Raw genomic sequence first — 23,198 nt, 5'->3', positions numbered from 1 at the left:
GTCCAATCCGACAGAGAGTGACCGCGCGTCATGCCCGAGATCCTGAAGAACTACATCAACGGCGAGTTCGTCGCGTCGTCGTCCACCGAGACGATCGACCTGATCAACCCGACCGACGAATCGGTCGTCGGTAGGTCGCCGATCTCGACCACCGCCGACATCGACGCGGCCATGGCCGCTGCGGCCACTGCCTTCGAGACCTGGGGTAAGACCACCCCGAAGACCAGGCAGACCGCCCTGCTGAAGCTGGCGGATGCCATCGAGGCGAACTCCGATGCACTCGTGGCCGCCCAGGCACGGAACACCGGGCAGCCGGCCGACCAGATCGCCGACGAAGAGGTGACCGTCGGCGCTGACCAGATCAGGTTCTTCGCCGGTGCGGCCCGCCTCCTCGAGGGGAAATCGGCCGGTGAGTACATGGAGGGGTTCACCTCGTACGTGCGGCGTGAACCAATCGGCGTCATCGGCCAGGTGACCCCCTGGAACTACCCCCTGATGATGGCGTTGTGGAAGATCGGACCTGCGATCGCCGCCGGGAACACGGTGGTGCTCAAGCCTTCCGACACCACTCCCGAATCGACGCTTGTCCTGGCCTCGCTGTCCAAGGGCATCCTGCCCGACGGAGTCCTCAACGTGGTGCTCGGCGACGGCGGTACAGGTGCGTCCATCGTCGGGCACAAGACGCCGGGCATGGTGTCGATCACCGGGTCGGTCCGCGCAGGCATCGCCGTGGCAGTGTCCGCTGCACAGCAACTCAAGCGCGCGCACCTCGAACTGGGCGGCAAGGCCCCTGCCGTGGTGTTCGCCGACGCAGACCTCGACAAAGCCGTCGACGGCATCGGGGAGGCGTCGTTCTTCAACGCCGGCCAGGACTGCACGGCGGTGACCCGCATCCTGGTGCACTCCTCCATCCACGACAAGTTCGTGGCCGCGCTCAGCGAAAAAGCGGACGCGACAACGGTTCCCCCGCTGAACAACATCAACCACTTCACCAAGGTGACGTCGATCCTCGACTCGATCCCCTCGCACGCCACCGTGGTCACCGGCGGAAAGCGCCGCGGCGACAAGGGGTTCTTCATCGAGCCCACCGTGATCACCGGAGTCCGCCAGACCGATGCGCTGGTGCAGGAAGAGACGTTCGGCCCCGTGGTGACCGTGCAGACCTTCGAGGACGAAGCCGAGGCCATGGCGTTGTCCAACGACGTGAGCTACGGCCTGGCCTCGAGCGTGTGGACCACCGACCACGGCACCGCCAACCGGATGACCGCAGGTATGGACTTCGGCTGTGTGTGGGTCAACTGCCACATCCCGCTGGTTGCCGAGATGCCACACGGCGGGTTCAAGAACTCCGGCTACGGCAAGGACCTGTCGTCCTACGGGGTCGAGGACTACACCCGCATCAAGCACGTGATGAGTTCGGTGGAATGACCGTGACGACATCAGCCGCGGTCTCCTACCGCCTCCCCCAACACCGCAAACTCGTCACGCCCATCCCCGGACCGAAATCCCATGAGCTGCAGGGTCGACGCGCGATGGCCGTCGCAGGCGGCGTGGGCTCGACCGTGCCGGTGTACGCCGCCGACGCGGACGGTGGCGTGATCATCGACATCGACGGCAACTCGTTCATCGACTTCGGGTCGGGGATCGCCGTGACGAGCGTGGGCGCCAGCAACGCGGCGGTCGCCGAAGCGGTTGCCGAGCAGGCCCGGCATTTCACCCACACCTGCTTCATGGTGACGCCCTACGAGGGATACGTCGCGGTGGCCGAACGACTGAATCACCTGACACCAGGTGACCATCAGAAGCGCACCGTGCTGTTCAACTCCGGCGCCGAGGCGGTGGAGAACGCCATCAAGGTGGCTCGGTTGGCCACCGGACGCGATGCGGTCGTGGCGTTCGACCACGCCTACCACGGCCGAACCAACCTGACGATGGCGCTGACCGCCAAGACCATGCCCTACAAGTACGGTTTCGGACCCTTTGCGCCGGAGGTCTACCGAGTACCCGGGTCCTACCCCTTCCATGACGGACTCGACGGTCCGGAAGCGGCGGCCCGCGCGATCTCGATGATGGACAAGCAGATCGGGGCAGATCAGCTGGCCGCGATCATCATCGAACCCGTGATGGGCGAAGGCGGCTTCATCGTGCCCGCCCCCGGATTCCTTCCCGCACTGGCCGACTGGGCCTCCTCGAACGGCATCGTGTTCATCGCCGATGAGGTGCAGAGCGGATTCGCCCGCACCGGTGCATGGTTCGCCAGCGAACACGAGAATGTGGTGCCCGATCTGGTGACGATGGCCAAGGGCATCGCCGGCGGTATGCCGCTGTCCGCGGTCACCGGGCGCGCCGATCTGCTCGACGCAGTGCATGCCGGTGGTCTCGGAGGCACGTACGGCGGCAACCCGGTGGCCTGCGCAGCCGCACTTGCCACCCTCGACGTGATGGCCGAACTCGATCTACCCAGGCGGGCAAGGGAGATCGAGGAGATCGCCCTCGGACGACTGCGGGCGATGGCCTCGGTCACCGACGAGATCGGCGACGTCCGGGGACGAGGAGCGATGCTCGCCATCGAACTCGTGCAACCGGGTACAAACAAGCCCAATTCGGAGCTGGCCAAGGCGCTGGTGGCGGCCTGTCTCGCACAAGGTGTGGTGTTGCTGTCCTGCGGTACGTACGGCAACGTCATCCGGCTCCTGCCCCCGCTGGTCATCGGTGACGAACTGCTCGGCGACGGGCTCGACGTACTCGAGAACTGCCTGCGCGACCTGACCGGGTCCACGGGAGCAGCGCGTGTCCACTGATCCGGCAGCCGGCCCGCCCGAGGCCACCAGCCATCCCCTCGACCCCTTCAGCGCCGACGAATTCCGTTCGACGGCAGCACTACTCGCACGAGACCATGGCGTCGGTGAAGGCTGGCGGTTCCATTCGATCGAGCTGCTCGAGCCCAGCAAACAAGCTCTGGCGGACCACGCGACGGGAGGCCCGCGGCCTCCTCGCAAGGGAGTCGTCACCTGCTCGGACACGACGCGCAACGCCACCTACAAGGCGGTTGTCTCTTTGACCGAGGATGCCGTCGAATCCTTCACCCACATCCCCGGTGTACAGGCGAACTTCACCGTCGACGAGTTCGAAGAATGTGACCAGGTGCTGCGGGGCCACCCAGATGTCATCGCTGCCCTGAAGAAGCGCGGGATCACCGACCTCGACCTGGTGTTCATGGACACCTGGACCTACGGCGACGCCGTCGCCCCGGACAAGTACCGGGACAGACGACTCGGATGGTCGGACACCTGGCTCAGGTCCGAACCGGGGGCCAACCCCTACGCCCACCCGGTCAGCGGACTGCACTGCGTCATCGACCTCAACACGATGGAGCTCCTCGAGATCGAGGACAACGGCGGCGTGGAACCACCGACTGTGATGGGCGAGTACGTGCCCGGCCGGATCCCCGAGCGCATCCGGGCCGAATCGCGCCGCCAACCACTCAAGCCTCTGGAGATCACCCAGCCGGACGGCCCCTCGTTCACCCTCGAGGGCAACAAGCTGTCCTGGCAGAACTGGTCGTTGCGCGTGGGATTCAACCACCGCGAGGGCATGACCCTGCACGCCGTCACCTACAACGACGGTGGTCGCGAGCGCTCGGTGGCCCACCGGTTGTCGTTTGCCGAGATGATGGTGCCGTACCGAGATCACTGCGAAGATCATTACCGCCGAACAGCATTCGACATCGGCGAGTGGGGACTCGGCTTCATGACGACCTCCCTGGAGCTCGGCTGCGACTGCCTCGGCGAGATCCGTTACCTGGATGCCGTGCTGCACAACAGCAAAGGTGAGCCGTACACGATCACCAATGCGATCTGCATCCACGAAGAGGACAATGCGGTTCTCTGGAAGCATGTCGATCACGACGCCGGCGCCGAGGTTCGCCGGATGCGCCGGCTCACGGTGTCGTTCCACGTGACCGTGGCCAACTACGAGTACCTCGTCTACTGGCGCTTCTACCAGGACGGCAACATCGAGTGCGAGGTGCGCGCCACCGGCATCATGGTGACCACGCCGATCGCACCCGGGGCCACGCACCCGCACGGCACCCTGGTGGACGAACGCACCTACGCACCGTTCCATCAGCATTTCCTGGTCGCCCGCCTCGACCTCGACGTGGACGGGACCCAGAACACCGTCTACGCCAGCGAAACCGAGATCGAGCCGATGGGACCGGCCAATCCGTACGGCCTGTCCCTGGTACAGCGCAACACCCCCCTGCGGACCGAAGAAGAGGGCAAGCAGGACATGAACTGGTCCACCCAGCGAGCGTGGAAGGTGGTGAACACCAACACCACCATCGGACTGGGCACCCATCCTGCCTACAAACTGGTCCCCGGCGACGCCATCCCTGCCATGTTCGATCCGGCCTCACCGGTGTTCGCGCGCGCCGAGGTCATCGGCCACACCGTGTGGGTCACCCCGAACAGTCCCGACGAACGTTGGCCGGCAGGTGAATTCGTGAATCAGTCGGCCACCGACAAGGGGCTGGGCGAATGGACGAAGGCCAACCGCAGCATCGACAACACCGACGTGGTGCTCTGGTACACCTTCGGCATCCACCACATCACCCGGCCCGAGGACTGGCCGATCATGCCGGCCGACACGGTCTCGTTCTGGCTCAAGCCATTCGGCTTCTTCGACCGCAACCCATCCCTCGATGTCGCACCGAGCCCGAGCGCGCATTGTCACCCCACATCATCCACATCGCCCGAATCATCTGGAGGACACTGTCATGACTGATTCCCCGGCCACTGATCCAATCGCCGACTTCCGCGAGCTCCTCGACCAGGTCCCCACGGGTCTGTGGATCGGAGGGGCCTCGGTGGACGCATCCGACGGTTCCACGTTCTCGGTGGACGACCCGGCCACCGGCACGTCCCTGGTCCACGTGGCCGACGCCACGCCCGACGACGCGAACACCGCACTCGAGAGCGCGCTCGCAGTGGCGGACGAGTGGGCTGCCACCGCGCCGCGCAAACGATCGGAGATCCTGCGCGCCACCTACGATCTGGTCCAGGACCACGCCGACGACATGGCCACGATCATGACCCTCGAGATGGGCAAAGCACTGCCCGATTCGAAGTCCGAGATCACCTACGGCGGCGAGTTCCTGCGGTGGTTCGCCGAAGAGGCCGTTCGGGTTTCGGGTCGGTTCACCCCGTCGCCAGGGGGCACCGGACGGATCATGGTGACCCACGCCCCCGTCGGGGTGGCACTGGCGATCACGCCGTGGAACTTCCCACTCGCCATGGGCACCAGGAAGATCGGTCCGGCGTTGGCCGCGGGCTGCACGATGATCGTCAAGCCCGCCCAGGAGACCCCGCTGACCGTGCTCTACCTCGCCAAGCTGCTCGGCGAGGCAGGACTGCCCGGCGGCGTGCTCTCGATTCTCCCGACCAGCAAGGCAGCCGACGTCACCGAGCCGTTGATCGCCGATCCCCGCGTACGCAAGATCAGCTTCACCGGGTCGACCCCGGTGGGCCGGAGCCTGCTCGGACAGGCAGCCGAGAACGTTCAGCGGACGTCCATGGAGCTCGGTGGCAACGCACCCTTCCTCGTGTTCGACGACGCCGATCTGGACAAGGCGGTGGAAGGTGCGTTCGCAGCGAAGACCCGCAACGGCGGCGAAGCCTGCACGGCAGCCAATCGTTTCCTCGTCCAGGAAGGTATCGCCGAACATTTCACCGCGGCGCTGACGGCAAAGATGGAGGCCATGGTTCTGGGGCCCGGCTACCACCCGAAGACCACACTGGGCCCGATGGTCAACACCAAGCAGCAGACGTCCATCGCGAAGGCTGTCGCCGCCGCGGTCGCCGATGGGGCCAGGGTGCGGCTGGGCGCCGACCCGGAGAACTTGCCGAGCTCCGTCAACGGCGATACGTCGACCGACGACGCGGGGTGCTACTACCCCGCAACGGTTCTCGACCAGGTGCCGGCAGACGCGGACATCGTGCGAAACGAGATCTTTGGCCCCGTCGCCGTCATCAGTACGTTCACCACCGAGGACGAAGCCATCGAGGCCGCGAACTCCACCGAATACGGTTTGGCGGCTTACCTTTACACCCAAGACCTCGACCGGGCACTGAGGGTGGCCGACAAGATCGAGTCGGGGATGGTCGGGGTCAACCGAGGCGTGATCTCCGATGTCGCTGCACCGTTCGGCGGCGTGAAGCAATCCGGGATCGGGCGCGAAGGTGGATCAGAGGGCATCTACGAATACCTGACCACCAAATACATCGCACTGACGTAGCCCGGCAAACACGCTTTGGCCACACACCGGATCGGCGACGCCGTCCGGGAAAGGACATCATGCAGCTCATCACTGCCCTGACGGCGCCGCCGTCACTGTGCCGGGACACCGAGTCAGGGCGCGCCCCGATTCGGGTGGGTCTCGTGCAGCATCGCTGGCAGCCCGACACCGATGCCCTGCTGGCCGATCTCGCCGAGGGCGTCGAGATGGCCGCCGGGGCCGGGGCGGGCCTGGTGTGCCTGCCCGAGATCACCCTGCTGCGGTATCCCGCGTTCGTTCGAGGTGGCGCGAACCCGGGCGAATCCGCCGAGGACCTCGACACCGGGCCCACGTTTGCCTTCGCCTCGGCAATGGCAAAGCAGCACAACATCTTCGTGCACGCGTCGCTGTACGAGAAGAACTCGGCGGAGAACGGCAGCACCTACGACGACGGCCTCGGCTTCAACACCGCCATCCTGGTCTCACCGAACGGCGAGCTGGTGGCCAAGACACGCAAGATCCACATCCCCATCACGGCCGGCTATTACGAGGACACCTACTTCCGGGCAGGACCCGCCGAACCCGACCCGTATCCCGTGCACTCGCCGGCCGGACTCGACGCCACCCTGGGGATGCCGACCTGCTGGGACGAATGGTTCCCCGAAGCCGCACGCGCATATTCGCTGGCCGGGGCCGAGATCATCGTCTACCCCACCGCCATCGGCTCCGAGCCCGACTTCCCCGACTTCGACACCCAGCCGCTGTGGCAACAGGTGATCGTCGGAAACGGGATCGCCAACGGCACCTTCATGGTGGTACCCAACCGCACCGGGAACGAAGGCGAGATCACCTTCTACGGTTCGTCTTTCATCTCCGACCCCTACGGCCGCATCCTTGTCCAGGCGCCGCGCGACGAACCTGCCGTGCTGGTCGCCGAACTCGACCTCGCCCAGCGTCGTGACTGGCTCACACTGTTCCCGTTCCTGAAGACCCGACGACCCGACACCTATGGTCGCCTTGTCGATCCGGTTGCCGCACACGGCCACTACGGCGCCGGAGACGTCTGATGTCGCAGTGGCGCATGCCCGCCGAAACAGCGCCGCAGGAAATGGTGTGGATGGCATTCCCGGCACCAGGCTATTCGCTCGGCGATACTGACGCCGCACGCGACGAAGCCCGCCGGACATGGGCCGCGGTGGCACACAGCATCTGTGAGTTCGAACCGGTCACGATGCTCGTCGACCCGGATGAGTTGCCCGCGGCCCGGAAATACCTCTCCCGCGACGTCGAGATCGTCGCAGCGCCGCTCAACGACGCCTGGGCGCGCGACATCGGGCCCACATTCGTGCTCGGCGAGGACGGCACCCTCGGAGCCGTCGACTGGGTGTTCAACGGATGGGGCGCTGCCTCGTGGGCGCGATGGGACAAAGACCAACACATCGGCGCGCTGATCGCTGAGCTGTCGGGGGCGCAGCGCATCGACTCGCCGATGGTCAACGAGGGCGGCGGAATCGCGGTCGACGGTGACGGCACGGTGCTGCTGACCGAATCGGTGCAGTTGGGCGAGGGCCGCAACGACACGTGGTCTCGTGAAGACGTCGAGGACGAGCTGCAGCGGACGATCGGCGCCGAGAAGGCGATCTGGTTGCCGTACGGCCTCACTCGCGACAACCAGAAGTTCGGCACCCGTGGACACGTCGACATCGTCGCGGCCATCCCGTCGCCGGGTGTGGTGCTGGTGCACGACCAGCAAAACCCCGACCACCCCGATCACGCGGTGAGTGCTCGGATCAGAGAGGTGATCGCCGCGGCGGAACCCGCGTGGCAGATCATCGACGTCCCCGCCCCCACGGTCCTGACCGACGACGAGGGACCGGTGGACTACAGCTACATCAACCACCTCGTCATCAACAACGCCGTGATCGCCTGCAGCTTTGACGACCCGAACGACGCACGGGCTGCGGCAATCCTGTCCGAGGTGTATCCGGGGCGTGAGATCCGGACGGTGGACGCGCGGCCATTGTTCGAGCGCGGCGGGGGCATCCACTGCATCACGCAGCACCAGCCAACCGACCGTCGGGCATGAACCAACGGTCGATGTGCCCCGCCCGGCGGGCCGACAGTTCGCCCGCCCTGGACACCACGCCAGCGGACGTTCTGTAGGTTGCCGCGGTACCCGCGGGTGAGGGACTGTGACGCAATGACATCGACCACTCCCCGAACAGAGCCCGTCGCCGACGCGGCGCCCAGCTCCTATGGCAGCAAAGTGCTTGCGGTCGAACCAGGCGGCAACGAGTTCATCCCGCTCGAGGCCCGGCACGGCAAACCGCGCAGCATGTTCTGGACGTGGACCGCGCCCAATCTCGAGTTCGCGACGATCTTCGTCGGGGTCCTGTCGGTGCTGTACTTCGGTCTCAGCTTCTGGCAGGCCCTCGCCGCAGTGGCGTTGGGCAACCTCCTCGGCGCCCTCGCCCACTACGCTCTCTCCGCTCGAGGCCCGCTCCACGGAGTGCCGCAGATGGTTCTGGGCCGCCTCGGCTTCGGCTACCGCGGCAACATCGTGCCCGCCGCGTTCATGACCGTCATGTGCGGCATCGGCTGGTTCGCGACCAACAGTGTCAGCGGCGCGCTGGCCCTCAACACGCTGTTCGGTCTCCCGTCCGTGCTGGCGCTCCTGATCGTCGTATTGGCGCAGACAGCTTTTGCGTTCTTCGGACACAACCTCGTCCAAGGGTTCGAACGGATTGCCGCACCTCTTCTCGCCATCGTGTTCGTGATCGCCGGCGTCATCATCTTCAGCAAGGCCGATCTCGGCGCACCCGCCAGCGACGGTGGCGCCGGCCTCGGCGGATTCCTGCTGACCGTGGGTACGGCGTTCGGATACACCGCCGGCTGGACCCCCTACGCGGCCGACTTCACCCGCTACCTTCCCGCGACCGTGTCCCGGTTCAAGACCGGATTCTTCGCCTCGTCAGGGCTGTTCGTGTCCACCACGGCCCTGATGGCCGTCGGCGCCGCGTCGGTGACGATCGGCTCGGATGCGGAGAGCCCCACCGACGCATTCACCGGGCACCTGCCGTCGGTCGTGGCGGATCTGACGTTGCTGGCCATCGCGGTCGGGGCGGTCGCGGCCAATGCGATCAACCTCTATTCCGGCGGAATGGCTTTTGTCACCATGGGATTCAAGATGTCGCTCGGCCTCCAGCGGGCGCTGGTCACCGTGGTGTTCGGCGTTGTGGGATTCCTGGTTGCCTGGTGGGCACTGGCCGACGCGGCCGAGTCCTATGAGACCTTCCTGTTGATCGTCGCCTACTGGATCGGCCCGTGGCTCGGCATCGTGTTCGCAGACCAGATCCTTCGCCGGAACCGCCCCGTGGCTGCGATGCTGTACGACCCGAAGTACACGAACTGGGGCGGACTGTCGGCCTTCTTGATCGCCCTCGTCGCCTCGGTGTTGCTCTTCAGCAACCAGGAACGATATGTCGGTTTTGTCGCCGAGGCCGTTCCCGAATTGGGAGACATCACGTTCTTCGCCGGATTTGTCATCGCATTCGCCGGATACTTCGTGCTGTCGCGCAGCAAGATTCGTCGCGACTATCAGTCCGTCTGACCTGAGGCCGATCGCACCGCACTGCGGTGAGCGCAGAGGGCCAGCAACACAGACGGGTACGTCTCGGGCGCCGCGAAGTCGAATCCCAGCAGCTCCCGGATCCGTTCGAGACGCTGATACAGACTCTGTCTGCCAAGATGCAGGGCAACAGCGGATCGTGTTGCGCTGCAACCATGTCGAAGATGCACCTCGAGGGTGTGGGTGAGTTCTGACCCGTGGGTCCTATCCCATTCGACCAGCGGTCCGACGGAGGTCACCAGGTCGTCGCGGACCGCGGCATCAAGAGTCTCCACCGCGAGTTCCGCCGCGAGCGCGCGAACCGAGGAGACCGCATCGGTGTGGCGAGCCATCGCACGCCGGGACCCGGACGCGATTGCCAGTGCTCGCCGTGCGGTCAGCAAGGCGTCGGACAGATCACGGGCATCAACACGCGCAGCATTTCCGACCACAACCGTTGCCTCCCCGACGATTCCGGCGAACGCTGCACACACCTGGGTGATCTGGTCGCGGCCTTGATCGGTCATGGCGAACAGCGCGTAGGAGGTCGCATGTACGTCAGCGTGCAGCGACTGCACCGCCAGCTTCTTCGTGACGGCTGCCGTCAGCTGCGCGGCCATCCGGGGCGCCGGGGCAGAGATCGCCACCGGAACGATGCAGACAGCGCCCGCCGGATCGAAACTTGCGGCCCGAGAACGCATCATGAGGTCGGCGCGGCGATCGACCCGCCGATCGAGCAGGTCGGACAGCAGAGTGGCCGCGGCCCGATGTCGCAGCCCTCCGAGCTCGCGCGACATCGACAGCGCCACACCCAGCGGTCCAGCACCGAGGTCCAGCAGTGACATCATGGTGTCCGCATCGAGCGACGACGGACCGGCGACCAAGGTCGCGATGACCTGGCCGCGTGACTGCACCGGCACCGACGCGGACTGCGCGTCCACCACCTGCCACGCCGAATGGTCGTCGTCCACACCCTCGGCGGCCATCAGCGCGTTGTTCTTCCCCAACACCACCAATGGGCAACCGATGGCGGCCGCAATGGCCTTGACGATCGCAGGGGCACCGGCTCCGGCCACCATCAGCGCGTGTAGCGCCGCGTCGAGTTCACCTCGTCGGCGGAGCACCCCGACTTCCCGCGAGACGATGTCGGTGTTGGCGGCGCGGCACAGGTCGATGAACGGGACCACGGTGTGCAGCGCGATCAGCGGGAGTTGCACCGACGAGGCCTCACGGATCATCTCGTCGGGAACCTCGTCGAAGGTTCTGCCCAATTCCACTGCCACACCGGCGACGTCGCGCGTGGCCAGCTCGCGAATGTAGTGGCGGCGCGTACCGGCGTCGGTGCCCGCCAGTCCGAGCCCCGTGGTGAGCAGGAGTTCACCACCTGACAGCAGCGGACCGATCTCGAAGATCTCGCTCGAATGCACCCAGCGGACCTCGTTGCCGAGCCGCCCGTGCCCACTGAGCACCTGCGGATCGGTTGCCGCCAGGTGTCGGTCGAGGACCTCGTGTAGTGCCAGAACCATAGTCGCTTGCCTCTCGTCACCGACGAATTGCACGTCCGTAGCCCCCGGTGCCGCGACACTATGTCAGTTGCCCCGACCGCGCACGACGGGCAGCGTTGGTTCCCATGAGCACCTCCATCGACGTCTCGCCCGCAACGCTGCTCGAGACCGCATACGCCGAAGCCCAGCAGAGTCTGATCGAGGGTGGGATCCCGATCGGGGCGGCACTGTTCGCCGCCGACGGAACACTGCTCGGACGTGGACACAACATGCGCGTGCAGAACGATGACCCGTCGGTGCACGGCGAGACCGCCGCCTTCCGCAATGCTGGACGGCAACGGGACTACCGGTCGACCATCATGGTGACCACGCTGGCACCGTGCTGGTACTGCAGCGGCCTCATCCGTCAGTTCGACATCGGCTCGGTGGTCATCGGTGAGACCCGGAACTTCCAGGGCGGCGAGGACTGGCTTGCCGACCTGGGTGTGTCGGTCACCGTGGTTGACGACCCTCGGTGCGTGGCCATGATGGCCGACTTCATCGACGGCAACCCGGGGCTGTGGAACGAAGACATCGGCGTTGCCGAGGAGACCGACCGATGAGCAGCCCGATTCTCACCGTCGACATCTCACAGTGGCGCCGGGGCGGCGACGCAGCCGAGGCACTGTGCCGGGCCGTCGACGAGAGCCTGCAGACAGCAGGTTTCCTGCTGGTCACCGGCCACGGCATCGATCCGGCACTTCCCGCAGACCTCCGAGCGGCCGCGCGCCGGTTCTTCGCCCTTCCGGCCGACGTCAAGAGCCGGTACGCGGTGGCCGTCGGTGGTCGCGGATGGATCGGACCGGGCATGGAGGCCAACGGTTCTGCCGACGGGAGCGAGACGCCGCCCGATCTCAAGGAGACCTACAACTGCGGCGCGCAGACCCCGACCGGTGACCCCGTGGTGGATGCCGCATGGTTCCCGCCGAACGTCTGGCCGGCGGAGGTGCCCGAGCTCGACGAGTTGTTCACCGAGTACTGCCGTCAGATGAAGCTGCTGTCCGACGACCTGCTCGCGCTGATGAGTGCGTCACTCGGGCTCGACGCCGGACATGACTTTCTCGGCCGGGCCGAACGAGCCACGTGGACGTCCAACATCAACCACTACCCCGCACTGACCGAGGTGGGTCGTCCCGAGGAAGGGCAGTTCCGGATCGGGGCGCACACCGACTTCGGCACCGTCACCGTTCTCGACCGCGAACCGGGGTCCGGCGGTCTTCAGGTCTACACCGAGGAAGGCGGCTGGGCGGATGCCCCCTACGACCCCGAAGCCCTCACGATCAACATCGGAGACCTCCTCGAATACTGGACGGGCGGACGCTGGCCGGCAGGCCGCCACCGCGTGTTGCCTCCGCAGGCCGACGCTCCCGACGAAGACCTGATGTCGCTCATCTTCTTTTATGAACTCGATCACGATGCGGTGGTCACCCCACTGGGTCCACCCGTCGGTGCGGCAAACGGCCAACAGCCGGTTGTCGCAGGTGAGTTCATCATGGAGCGGCTCGAAGCGATCACCGTCACAGCGTCCTGAGGCCCGGCCCGACGGGTGCCCCCCGGGGGTTTGCGGAACTGCCGGTTCAAAGTCCTTACTCGTGGGTAACCTCGGATCCATGACGGCGAACGAAGCGGACACCTTCACGGCAACGGACATCGATCCCGAGGTCCGAACCGCAGATCTACCCGAGAAGCAGACCCCCGAAGAAGACAACGAGCTTCTGGTCGACAACCTGCGTATCGCACTCGACGGACGCTGGCGGACCACCCGTGAAGCGGTGCGAGAGCAGCTGAACCGTTCCGAGTTGCTACCCGACCCGTCGCTCCCGTTGGACCAGGCCCGCGCTCGCATCCTCGACATCATGCGTGAACTGGCCGGTCACGGCTTCCCCCGCGCCGGATTCCTGGAGAAGCACGGAGGCACCGGCGACATCGGTGCCTCGATCAGCGCGATCGAACTGCTCGGCTACGCCGATCTGTCGCTGATGGTGAAAGCGGGAGTCCAGTGGGGACTGTTCGGCGGCGCCGTGGAGAACCTCGGCACCGACGTCCACCACCAGAAGTACGTACCCGGCCTGATCAACCTCGATGTGCTCGGCTGCTTCGCCATGACCGAGACCGGACACGGCTCCAATGTGCAGGCCATCCAGACCACGGCCACCTACGACACCGCCACCGGCGAGTTCGTCGTCAACTCCGACACCCAACTGGCACGTAAGGACTACATCGGCGGCGCGGCAGAGCATGCCAAGGTCGCGGCGGTGTTCGCCCAGCTGGTGACCGGTGGTCCCGACGAGGAACCGACCGGCCGAGGCGTGCATTGTTTTGTGGTCCCGCTCCGCGACGACGACGGCAACGATCTCCCCGGGATCACCACCAGCGACTGCGGATACAAGGGCGGCCTGGCGGGAGTCGACAACGGCCGCATCGTCTTCGACCGCGTGCGCATCCCCCGCGAGAACTTGCTCAACCGCTACGCCGACGTCGCCGAGGACGGCACCTACAGTTCGCCCATCGAGAACGAGAACCGCCGGTTCTTCACGATGCTCGGCACCCTCATCCGGGGCCGGGTGAGTGTCGCGGCCACGGCCGGGGCCGCCGGCCGCAAAGCGCTGACCATCGCGACCCGGTATGCCTTGGTGCGTAGGCAGTTCGAACAGCCGGACTCCGACGACGAGATCGTCATCATGGACTACCTCGCACATCAGCGAAAGCTGTTGCCCCTCATCGCGAAGTCGTACGCACTGGCGTTTGCACAGAACGAGATCATCGAGGAACTGCACGAACTGCAGTCCGCCGAAGACCTCGACGAGGACCGTCAGCGTCAACTCGAAGGCGCCGCCGCCGGCCTGAAGGCGATGACCACGTGGCATGCCTCACACACCATCAACGTCTGCCGCGAAGCCGCCGGTGGCGCGGGCTACCTCGACGAGAACCAGCTGTCGATCATGCGCGGCGACATCGACGTGTTCACCACCTTCGAAGGTGACAACACAGTCCTCACGCAGCTCGTCGCCAAAGAACTGCTGTCGGCGTACGCGCAAGATGTCCGCGGACTCAACACCGTCGGCTGGGCACGGTTCATCGCAGGCATGGCCCGCGACGTGTTCCTGGAGAAGTCCGCTGCGCGCCAAGTGGTCCAGACCCTGATGGACACCTCGGGCGAAGATCCCGAAGAGTCCGAGCTCACCAACCGCGGCACCCAGATCCGGTTGTTCCGCAACCGCGAAGACCATCTCCTGCGGACCTGCGCCAACCGGTTGCGTCGGGCGACCGACGACGACGCCGACCCGTTCGAGGTGTTCAACGGGGCTCAGGACCATCTGTTGAAAGTCGGTACGGCGCACATCGAACGGGTGGTGCTCGAGTCGTTCATCGAGGCCATCGACAAGTGCGACAGCAAGGCCGGAACCGAACTGCTCGGCAAGGTCTGCGACCTGTACGTCTACTCGGCTCTCGAGGCAGACCTCGAATGGTTCCTGATGCACCGGCACATCTCGGTGGAACGCGCCAAGGCGATCCGCCGCGGCGTCAACGACCTGTGTGCGGCACTGCGTCCGCATGCGCGCACCCTCGTCGACGGGTTCGCGGTGCCAGAGGAACTGCTCAAGACAGCGATGGTCGAAGACCAGCTGAGCTAGAACCGTAGCTACGAAGAGTCCTCGTCACCACGAACCGGTGGCGGGGACTTCTTCGGTTTCGGCTTCGGTTTGTCGAGCGAAGTGGACTTCTTCGGACCGAGCCCGAGGACGATGGCCTGGTGCGCCTGGGTCAGTTCCGACCGGAAATGGTCGACGTCACGGGCCCACGCCTGCGCCAGCCTGCCGCTACGCAATTGGATGCCCACACCCTTGCGTCGCCGCGGCACGGCAGTCAGTTCACCCAGGGCAGGAGCGCTCTCCCACTTCTGATGTTCGGGGCTGTTGTTCTGCGGAAAGATCTCGTCGATCTCATCGAGGGTGATGGTCTGCGCACCCTGACGCAGGGTGGTCTCGGTGAGCCGGACCGTGACGTGTGACCGAGCCGCGTACACCTGGATGAGCGAGAATCCGCCGATCACGGCGGCGAAGATCAGGAGCGCGAGCCAGTGCACCTTGCCTTCGCCGAAGATCTCGACGATGAGCAGGGCGAGACACAGGAGCGGGCCGATGGTGACCACCCACCAGCTGCCGCCGGGTTCGTAGAACAAGACCTCGCCTTCGGCCTCCGGCGTCTCGGGCTCGTGGTCGGGTCCCTCACTCATGGGCGCAGTCCCTCACCGGCGAGCGAACCAGGGCTCGGACGTGGGGCGGTTGGCGGTCAGCGAACCGGACAGTCCGATCAGCGCGAAGAGCAGTGCGGGGACCATCGGCAGCGAGTAGAGCATCGAGGCGAAGATCCCGATGGCGACCAGCATCAGCGTCAGGACGGACACCGCCGACCGCCAGCGTGGGTCACCGGCGTACGCCTGCCGGCCCGCCCACACCAGGGCAACCCCTACAAGAATGAAGAACACCCCGAAGACCACGCTGGTCCCGGTTCGCACCAGGGCGATCTGGAACAGACCCCACAGGGCGAGCAGGACGCCGGACGCAAGCCACAACCGATACGCCCACACAACGGTGTTCGGGGGCACGCCCGGATTCACGGCCTCGGTGCTCACTTGCTTTCTCCTGTATCTGATCCGGAGTCGTCAGACCTTCTCGGATCGGTGTTGCCGGGCTCCGAGGGCGTGTTGCTGTCCGGGCCGGCGGGTTGCTGGTACCCACCCTGCTGGTATCCCGGCGCGCCGTAATACTGCTGCTGATATGGCTGCTGCGGGTACTGCTGGTAGGGGTTCGGGTAGGTGGGGTTTGGCGGATACTGACTCGGCGGGCCTTGCGACCACGGCGTCTGCCCGCCCTTGTGCGACTGACTCTTTCGCCATGCCGCCATGTCTTTGCAGTACTTGTCCGAGTCGCGATGCATCAGCAGGACACCCGCGCCCAGTGCGGCGACTCCGCCGATGACGGTCGGGATCATCGTCCAATGGTCGGCCTCTTCGATGAAGAACGCCGACACGGTCTGCACAACAAGATAAAAACTGACAAAACCGAGCACCAGGCGGGCCCAGTTGCGCCCGGACCGGGCGAGCCACGCGAGTACCCCGAACACCGCGGCGAGGGTCAGCCCCACGATGACGTACACCACCCAGATGGCGCCATCGGGGAGTTCGCCCTCAGGCATGTCCCGGGACACCTCGTCGGCGGCGTCGAAGGCCACCTGGTACTGCCCACCGAAAACCACGCACTGCGCCAAGATGATCAGCGCCCACAGTTCGGTGGCGATGGCCATCGGGCTGGCCAGAGCCGGCTTGTTCGGTGACTCGGGCGAGGAGCCGCCGTACGGGCCCTGGCTGTAGGACGGTGGAGTCACGGACATGGGCACCAGCCTAGAGGTCGGGCGGGCGGCTGCGCGCGGGCGTCGGACCGGGGTGCTGATGCTGCCGCCCGGAAGGACAACAGGGGCCTGCACGACGGCGACAAGGGCCGGCTCGATGCGGCCAGACGCGCGGTCACCTGAGTTTGTCGGCGACCTCGTGCGCCCAGTACGTCAGCACGATGTCGGCACCGGCGCGGCGGATGGAGGTGAGTGACTCGAGGATGGCGGCATCGCGGTCGATCCAGCCGCGTTCGGCCGCCGCGGTGATCATCGCGTACTCCCCCGAGATCTGGTAGGCCGCGACCGGGACATCGGCCACGTCGGCCACCCGACGCAACACGTCCAGGTACGACATGGCCGGTTTCACCATCACGATGTCGGCGCCCTCGGACAGGTCGAGTTCGAGTTCGCGCATCGCCTCGCGCAGGTTGGCGGGATCTTGCTGGTAGGACTTGCGGTCGCCACGCAGCGACGAGCCGACGGCCTCCCGGAACGGGCCGTAGAAGGCCGATGAGTACTTGGCGGTGTAGGCCAGGATCCCCGTGTCGGTGTGTCCCGCATCGTCGAGTGCCGAACGGATCGCGGCCACCTGGCCGTCCATCATCCCGCTCGGCCCCACCAGATGGGCGCCCGACTGGGCCTGCACGACTGCCATCTCGGCGTAGCGCAGCAGGGTGGCGTCGTTGTCGACGGTGCCGTCGCCGGCGAGCACACCGCAGTGCCCATGGTCGGTGAACTCGTCGAGGCAGGTGTCGGCCATCAGGACAGTCGAGTCGCCGAGCTCGGACTCGAGAAGTCGCAGAGCCGAATTGAGCACACCATCCGGATCGGTCCCGACGCTACCGACGGCATCCTTGTCGCCCTCGGCAGGAACACCGAAGAGCATGAGACCACCCACACCGGATTCCACTGCCGCGACCGCGGCCTTGCGGAGTGAATCCGGTGTGTGCTGGACGACCCCGGGCATGCTGCTGATGGGCCGCGGCTCGTCGATCCCGTCGGCCACGAACATCGGCAACACCAGATGCCTTGGCTCCAAGGAGGTTTCAGCGACCATCCGGCGCATGGCCGGAGTGGTACGAAGACGCCTGGGACGAACCACAGGAGAACGATCGGTCGGTGAGGTCATGTCCTCCAGCCTACGAGCGTGAGCGGCGAGCCTTCTTGCGCGGCGGAGGCAGCGCACCCTCGGCACGCAGGCGAGCGGCGTGCTCGGCGAGCGCGTCCACCAACTCGTGCACCGATGCGTTCTCCGGCCGCACGTCGACCCGCAGGCCGAACTCGGTGGCGGTCTCGGCCGTCTTCGGGCCGATGCACGCAACGATGGTGCGGGCGTGCGGTTTACCCGCGATACCCACCAGGTTGCGCACCGTGGAACTCGAGGTGAAGCAGACCGCGTCGAACCCACCGGTCTTGATCATCTCGCGGGTCTCGGCGGGCGGCGGCGCGGCGCGGACCGTGCGGTACGCGGTGACGTCGTCGATCTCCCAGCCACGGCCACGCAGGCCCTCCGAGAGTGTCTCGGTGGCGATGTCGGCACGGGGCAGCAGGATCCGGTTCACCGGATCGAAGACGTCGTCGTACGGCGGGAAGTCCTCGAGCAGTCCCAGCGAGGACTGCTCGCCCGAGGGGAGCAGTTCGGGGTTGATGCCGAAGCCGCGCACCTTCTCCGCGGTCGCCTCGCCCACACAGGCGATCTTCACGCCGCTGAAAGCTCGTGCGTCCAAACCGAACTCGGCGAACTTGTCCCACACGGCCCGAACAGCATTGGTGGAGGTGAACACCACCCACTGGTAACGCCCGTCGACCAGACCCTTGACGGCACGTTCCATCTGGGCGGGACTACGCGGCGGTTCCACCGCGATCGTCGGGACCTCCATCGGGATGGCGCCGTGCGTGACCAGCCGATCCGACATGTCGCCGGCCTGATCCTTGGTACGCGGCACCAGAACGGTCCAGCCGTACAGCGCGCGCGATTCCCACCAGCTCAACTTGCCGCGCTGGGTGACCACCTTGCCGATGGTGACGATCAGCGGTCCGGTGAGGGCGCTTCCACTCTCGTTGAGAGTGGCCAGCGTCGCCTCGATGGTGCGCTGCTGGCAGGTGGTGCCGTTGACGGTGATGGCGGCAGGGGTCTGCGCGGCCAGGCCGTGCTCGGTGAGTGCGCTGGCGGTCTCGGCGAGATGACCCGACGTCGCGTGGAGCACAAGAGGTCCTGGAGCGGCAGCGAGTGCCGCCCAGTCGACCTCTCCGCGGACATCGGCCTCGGTGTGTCCCGAACCCAGCGGCATACCCGCGTAGCTCGGCACAGCGGCCGTCGCGGGCAGTCCCGGGATGACCTCGAACTGCACCTGGGTACGGGCGACGGCATTCACCTCGGCCAGCACCGCATCGGTGGTCAGAGGGTCGCCTGCCACCAGCCGGACCACGTCGTGGCCGTCCTTGGCCGTGGCGACGAGAGTCTTGGCGACCTCGGCGGGATCACCCAGCGCGGGACGCACATTGCCCATCGAGTCGTCTGCCGAATCGGCACCGGACACGGATGCGGCAGTGCCGTCGGCGTCCTGGGGATCACCCCCCTGCGAATCGCGTTGCTCGCCGCCGCTAATGTCTTGTTTGCCCGAGCGGGTCACACCGGTCGACGAACTCTTCGATGAGGCCTGCTCACCCCAGCCGACGCCGATCTGTTCGACGACCGCGGACGGCACGTCGGGATCGATGAACACCGTGACGGCGTTCTCGATCGCGGTCCGGGCGCGGACGGTCAGCAGTCCGGGATCGCCCGGGCCTGCCCCGACAAAGAGAATGCGACCGGGGGTGGTGGCCTTTTTGTTACGGCTCATGCTCAGCACTCCTGCCCCGTGGGGCTGTAGCTCGGCCCACTGTTTCTAGAGAAGCTGTCTTGCTCCCTGATCCAGTAGTTCTGCGGCGAGTTCTCGGCCCAGTTCGGCTGCCCGTTCCACCGGACCCACCACCGAGGCCTTGACCGCGTCCGATCCGTCTTCGGCCACGACCGTCGCCCTCAGCGACAGTTCGGTGAAAATGCGTCCGTCCTCGTCAATCGACTCGACCACCTCGGCCATCGCACCGACCGGCGCGGTGCATCCGGCCTCGAGGGCCCCCAGCACTGCACGTTCGGCGTCAATCGCCGCACGGGTGGACGGATCGTCCAACTCGGCGAGAATGCTCACCAGTCGGGCATCGTCTGCGCGGCACTCCACGGCCAAGGCGCCCTGTGCGGGCGCCGGCAGCATCTGAACCGGATCCAGCGCTTCGGTGACCTCGTCGGCCCGTCCGATGCGTACCAGTCCTGCTCGAGCCACTACCACCGCGTCGAGTTCGCCGCTCGCGACTTTGCCCAACCGAGAATCAAGGTTGCCTCGTAGGGGGCGGATTTCCAAACCGAGACCCAATGCTCTAAGCTGCGCCGCCCGGCGTGGCGCGGAGGTGCCGACAGTGGCTCCCGGCAGTAGCTCGCCGAGCACCTTGCCACCCGCTGCGACCAGCGCATCTCGCGGATCTTCGCGCAGCGGGGTGGCGGCGATGTGCAGCCCGGGTTCAGGGGCCGTCGGGAGGTCCTTGTAGGAGTGCACGGCGACGTCCACCTCGCCCGCGGTCAACGCCAGCCGGATCGCCGTGGTGAACACCCCGACGCCGATCTGCTGGACCGGGGCGGCCGACAGGTCGCCTGCGGTCTTGATGATCACCAGTTCGGCAGGGTGGCCGGCCTTGATCAGTGCGTCGCGGATGTCGCCGGCCTGGGTGGTGGCCAGCAGCGAACCACGAGTTCCGATACGGATCGGACTCGTCTCGTCGGTGCTCAAGTCCTACCGGGCCTTTCCGTCTGTGTCGCCGAGCCCGACCTCCGGTGCCGACACCGATTCGGCCGCACCGGGCTTGAGTTCGAAGAGCTCGCGAAGAGCTTCGGCGTAGGTGTCGCCCTGCGGTGTGCTCGCGAGTTGTTTCACCCGCACCGTCGGCGCGTGCAGCAACTTGTCGACCACTCGCCGGACGGTCTTGGCGACCTCGTCGCGCTGCGGGTCGTCCAGACCCGGCAACCGGCTCTCGAGTCGGAGGATCTCTGCCTGGACCACCTCGGCGGCGCGCTGCCGCAGCGCGGTGACCGTGGGGGTGACCTCGGCCTGACGCTGATGCATCAGGTAGTCGGCCAGCTCACCCAGGACGATCTCGCGGGCGGCGAACTCGTCGGCATCGGCGGCCTTGGTGGCCTCATCGCCACGCAGACCCTCGATATCGATGATGTGGACACCCGGTAGCCGACCGGCCGCAGGATCGACGTTACGAGGCAATCCCAGGTCGCAGATCACCAGCGGGTTGTTGTTCTCGCGACGGGCGAGCGCCGAGTGGACCTCACCGACACCGACGACCGCGCCGATGGTGCCGGTACAGGTCACCAGCACGTCGGCGCCGATCAGCGCGTCGGTCATGTCGTCGAAACGCACCGCCCGCGCGGGGATGCCGTGGTTCTTGGTGACGTTGGCCGCGAGATGCTGCGCCTTCTCGAACGTGCGGTTGACGACCACCAGCTCCGACACCCCTGATCGGGCCAGGTGGGCGGCGGCCAGGCCACCCATCGCGCCGGCGCCGAGCACAACGGCAGAGGTGATGTCGCCGTCGAGAATGCTCCGTGCGCGTTCGAGCGACACCGAGACCACCGATGCCCCGGCGCGGTCGAGCCCGGTTTCGCTGTGGACGCGTTTGCCCACCCGCAACGCCTGCTGCGCCAGCTCGTGCAGCACTCGCCCGGCCGAGCGGTTCGCGTCGGCGCTGGCATAGGACGACCGGATCTGGCCGAGGATCTGCTGCTCGCCCACCACCATGGAGTCCAGGCCGGCGGCCACCGAGAACAGGTGCTCGACAACGGCTTCGGAGTACCGCACGTAGGCGTACTTGGTCATCTCGTTGACCGTCATGCCCGAGTGTTTGCCCATGACCTCACCCACGGCCTCGAGGGCCGGGTGGAAGGCGTCGACCACGGCGTAGACCTCGACGCGGTTGCACGTCGAGACGATCATCGCCTCACTGATCTGCGGGCTGGCCAGCAGATCGTCGATGATCTTCGGACGGTCGTCGTCGGTGACGGCGAGTCGCTCGAGGATCGGTACCGGCGCGCTGCGATGCGATACGCCGAACAGGAAAATACTCACACGCCCACCGATCTCTGATCTGATCGTGCTCTCGTCTTCGCCCCACTCCTCGGGGCACGTCCACTACTGCGCTGCTCACGTGGCACCACCGCGGAGTCCGCGTTGTGCCGTCGGGCAGCGTTGAAGGCCATCACCTGCAGCTCCAGCGCGAAGTCCACCGGCCGCACGTACACGTGCTCGGGGACGCTCGGCGCGAGCGCGGTGAAGTTCAGGATCTGGTGCACCCCGGCCTCGACGAATGCGTCGCACGTGGCCTGGGCGTCGGCGTCTGAGGTCGCGAGGACCGCGATCTCCACCCCGTGCTCTTGGCAGATGTCACCGATCTCGTCGAGCGCCCGCACGGCCAACTCACCCTCGGCCGCGGTGATCGTCGTCCCGACCAGCTCGGGATCGGCATCGAACATGGCAACGATCTTGATCCCGCGTCGCTCGAACCCCACCCGGCCCAACAGTGCCTTGCCGAGGTGGCCGGCGCCGGCCAGCACCACGTTGTGGTTGTGCTCGACCCCGAGGGCCAGCGCGATCCGGGCGATCAGCCGGCCGACGTCGTAACCGACGCCGCGGACTCCGCCCGACCCGACATGGGACAGGTCTTTGCGCAGGATCGCCGGATTGACCCCCGCTGCGGTGGCCAGCTGACCGGACGACACCACCATCGCGCCGCTCTCGCTCAGCGAACGCAGAACGTGGAGGTAGGTGGCCAGCCGGGCGACCGAGGCGCTGGGAATCTCGGACTGGGCGTTGAACCCCGCCGAACTCTTGGCCATGCGTCCGTCTTTCTTCTGGGCTGCATCGTCCGCGGCTTTGCGGACTCCGGTGCGCTTCACCTGCTCATGGCAGGTTCAACACCAACTCGAGGCATTACGGTACCGCTTGTGAATCGATTCACAAACTCGGCTGCGGTTCTTCTGGCCATGCGTCTGGACTAGTGTCCGGCGGCGGCCCGCAAATCGGCCCTCAACCTGGGAATATCGACATCCCAGTAGCTATGCTCACGATCGTCGAGCAAGATCACCGGCAACCGGTCTCCGAACTCGGCGCGCAGGGATGGATCGGTGGCCGCGACGGCATCGACGTCGACCTCGTCGAACTCCACGTCGAACTCGTCGACAACCGGCCGTAGATCGGCCCTGGCACGGGCGCAGGCGGCACAACCCGCCCGGGACAGCAACGTGATCCTCACCCTGCCAGTGTTGCAGGGATCGGCGACT

Annotated in this window: 20 protein-coding genes; 10 read left to right on the top strand and 10 right to left on the bottom strand. The window is 66.3% G+C overall.

Features of this window, described 5'->3' with window-relative positions; all coding sequences use genetic code 11:
* Positions 1 to 30 precede the first annotated feature (30 nt).
* From KXR83_RS18555 to KXR83_RS18525, 7 genes are all read left to right on the top strand, one after another.
* Positions 31 to 1,428: an aminobutyraldehyde dehydrogenase gene (locus tag KXR83_RS18555; RefSeq protein ID WP_437426059.1), complete on the top strand. Its 1,398-nt coding sequence runs from the start codon at positions 31 to 33 to the stop codon at positions 1,426 to 1,428.
* Complete coding sequence (gabT, locus tag KXR83_RS18550) at positions 1,425 to 2,801, top strand: 4-aminobutyrate--2-oxoglutarate transaminase (RefSeq protein WP_437426058.1); 1,377 nt, start codon at positions 1,425 to 1,427, stop codon at positions 2,799 to 2,801. Before KXR83_RS18555 ends, gabT begins: the two co-directional genes overlap by 4 nt.
* Positions 2,791 to 4,785 (top strand): primary-amine oxidase, encoded by a 1,995-nt coding sequence (locus tag KXR83_RS18545; RefSeq protein WP_437426057.1) that lies wholly within the window; start codon positions 2,791 to 2,793, stop codon positions 4,783 to 4,785. Before gabT ends, KXR83_RS18545 begins: the two co-directional genes overlap by 11 nt.
* A complete protein-coding gene (locus KXR83_RS18540) occupies positions 4,778 to 6,295 on the top strand; it encodes an NAD-dependent succinate-semialdehyde dehydrogenase (protein WP_437426056.1) in 1,518 nt (505 codons plus the stop codon). Before KXR83_RS18545 ends, KXR83_RS18540 begins: the two co-directional genes overlap by 8 nt.
* A gap of 59 nt (positions 6,296 to 6,354) precedes the next feature.
* A complete protein-coding gene (locus KXR83_RS18535; RefSeq protein WP_437426055.1) occupies positions 6,355 to 7,341 on the top strand; it encodes a nitrilase-related carbon-nitrogen hydrolase in 987 nt (328 codons plus the stop codon).
* On the top strand, positions 7,341 to 8,360 hold the full coding sequence (locus tag KXR83_RS18530) for an agmatine deiminase family protein (RefSeq protein WP_437426054.1): 1,020 nt from the start codon (positions 7,341 to 7,343) through the stop codon (positions 8,358 to 8,360). The genes KXR83_RS18535 and KXR83_RS18530 overlap by 1 nt, the downstream gene beginning before the upstream one ends.
* Positions 8,361 to 8,474: 114 nt before the next feature.
* Positions 8,475 to 9,884 carry a purine-cytosine permease family protein gene (locus KXR83_RS18525; RefSeq protein ID WP_437426053.1) on the top strand — a complete coding sequence of 470 codons (1,410 nt, stop codon included), beginning with the start codon at positions 8,475 to 8,477 and terminating at the stop codon, positions 9,882 to 9,884.
* On the opposite strand, the gene KXR83_RS18520 is transcribed toward KXR83_RS18525, so the two are convergent.
* Positions 9,872 to 11,407, bottom strand: coding sequence for a PucR family transcriptional regulator (locus tag KXR83_RS18520; RefSeq protein ID WP_437426052.1), 1,536 nt, complete (start codon positions 11,405 to 11,407; stop codon positions 9,872 to 9,874). The genes KXR83_RS18525 and KXR83_RS18520 overlap by 13 nt on opposite strands.
* Before the next feature lie 104 nt (positions 11,408 to 11,511).
* On the opposite strand from KXR83_RS18520, the gene KXR83_RS18515 reads away from it, so the two are divergent.
* From KXR83_RS18515 to KXR83_RS18505, 3 genes are all read left to right on the top strand, one after another.
* Positions 11,512 to 11,988: a nucleoside deaminase gene (locus KXR83_RS18515; RefSeq protein ID WP_099383712.1), complete on the top strand. Its 477-nt coding sequence runs from the start codon at positions 11,512 to 11,514 to the stop codon at positions 11,986 to 11,988.
* On the top strand, positions 11,985 to 12,956 hold the full coding sequence (locus KXR83_RS18510; protein ID WP_437426051.1) for an isopenicillin N synthase family dioxygenase: 972 nt from the start codon (positions 11,985 to 11,987) through the stop codon (positions 12,954 to 12,956). Before KXR83_RS18515 ends, KXR83_RS18510 begins: the two co-directional genes overlap by 4 nt.
* Before the next feature lie 79 nt (positions 12,957 to 13,035).
* Entirely contained in the window at positions 13,036 to 15,060 is a 2,025-nt protein-coding gene (locus KXR83_RS18505) for an acyl-CoA dehydrogenase family protein (protein WP_437426050.1), read from the top strand.
* Positions 15,061 to 15,068: 8 nt separating this feature from the next.
* On the opposite strand, the gene KXR83_RS18500 is transcribed toward KXR83_RS18505, so the two are convergent.
* The 9 genes from KXR83_RS18500 to KXR83_RS18460 form a co-directional block, all read right to left on the bottom strand.
* Positions 15,069 to 15,662, bottom strand: a complete 594-nt coding sequence (locus KXR83_RS18500) for a hypothetical protein (protein ID WP_437426049.1) — start codon at positions 15,660 to 15,662, stop codon at positions 15,069 to 15,071.
* A 12-nt stretch (positions 15,663 to 15,674) separates the two neighbouring features.
* Positions 15,675 to 16,061 carry a hypothetical protein gene (locus tag KXR83_RS18495; RefSeq protein ID WP_437426048.1) on the bottom strand — a complete coding sequence of 129 codons (387 nt, stop codon included), beginning with the start codon at positions 16,059 to 16,061 and terminating at the stop codon, positions 15,675 to 15,677.
* The gene (locus KXR83_RS18490) at positions 16,058 to 16,819 is read right to left on the bottom strand and encodes a hypothetical protein (RefSeq protein ID WP_437426047.1); all 762 of its coding nucleotides are present in this window, start codon (positions 16,817 to 16,819) and stop codon (positions 16,058 to 16,060) included. The genes KXR83_RS18495 and KXR83_RS18490 overlap by 4 nt, the downstream gene beginning before the upstream one ends.
* 133 nt (positions 16,820 to 16,952) lie before the next feature.
* Complete coding sequence (gene hemB / locus KXR83_RS18485) at positions 16,953 to 17,948, bottom strand: porphobilinogen synthase (RefSeq protein WP_437426046.1); 996 nt, start codon at positions 17,946 to 17,948, stop codon at positions 16,953 to 16,955.
* A gap of 10 nt (positions 17,949 to 17,958) precedes the next feature.
* On the bottom strand, positions 17,959 to 19,662 hold the full coding sequence (locus tag KXR83_RS18480) for a uroporphyrinogen-III synthase (RefSeq protein WP_437426045.1): 1,704 nt from the start codon (positions 19,660 to 19,662) through the stop codon (positions 17,959 to 17,961).
* A 45-nt stretch (positions 19,663 to 19,707) separates the two neighbouring features.
* Positions 19,708 to 20,643, bottom strand: a complete 936-nt coding sequence (gene hemC / locus KXR83_RS18475) for a hydroxymethylbilane synthase (RefSeq protein ID WP_437426044.1) — start codon at positions 20,641 to 20,643, stop codon at positions 19,708 to 19,710.
* Positions 20,644 to 20,646: 3 nt separating this feature from the next.
* Entirely contained in the window at positions 20,647 to 21,987 is a 1,341-nt protein-coding gene (locus tag KXR83_RS18470) for a glutamyl-tRNA reductase (RefSeq protein WP_437426043.1), read from the bottom strand.
* Entirely contained in the window at positions 21,984 to 22,814 is an 831-nt protein-coding gene (locus KXR83_RS18465) for a redox-sensing transcriptional repressor Rex (RefSeq protein ID WP_245968922.1), read from the bottom strand. Before KXR83_RS18465 ends, KXR83_RS18470 begins: the two co-directional genes overlap by 4 nt.
* A gap of 98 nt (positions 22,815 to 22,912) precedes the next feature.
* A complete protein-coding gene (locus KXR83_RS18460) occupies positions 22,913 to 23,170 on the bottom strand; it encodes a glutaredoxin family protein (protein ID WP_437426042.1) in 258 nt (85 codons plus the stop codon).
* Between the last annotated feature and the right edge of the window lie 28 nt (positions 23,171 to 23,198).

Origin of the sequence: Williamsia muralis, assembly GCF_051487485.1 — a bacterium.
Taxonomy (GTDB): Bacteria; Actinomycetota; Actinomycetes; order Mycobacteriales; family Mycobacteriaceae; genus Williamsia; species Williamsia muralis_B.
This window is presented reverse-complemented; position numbering and strand designations above follow the sequence as displayed.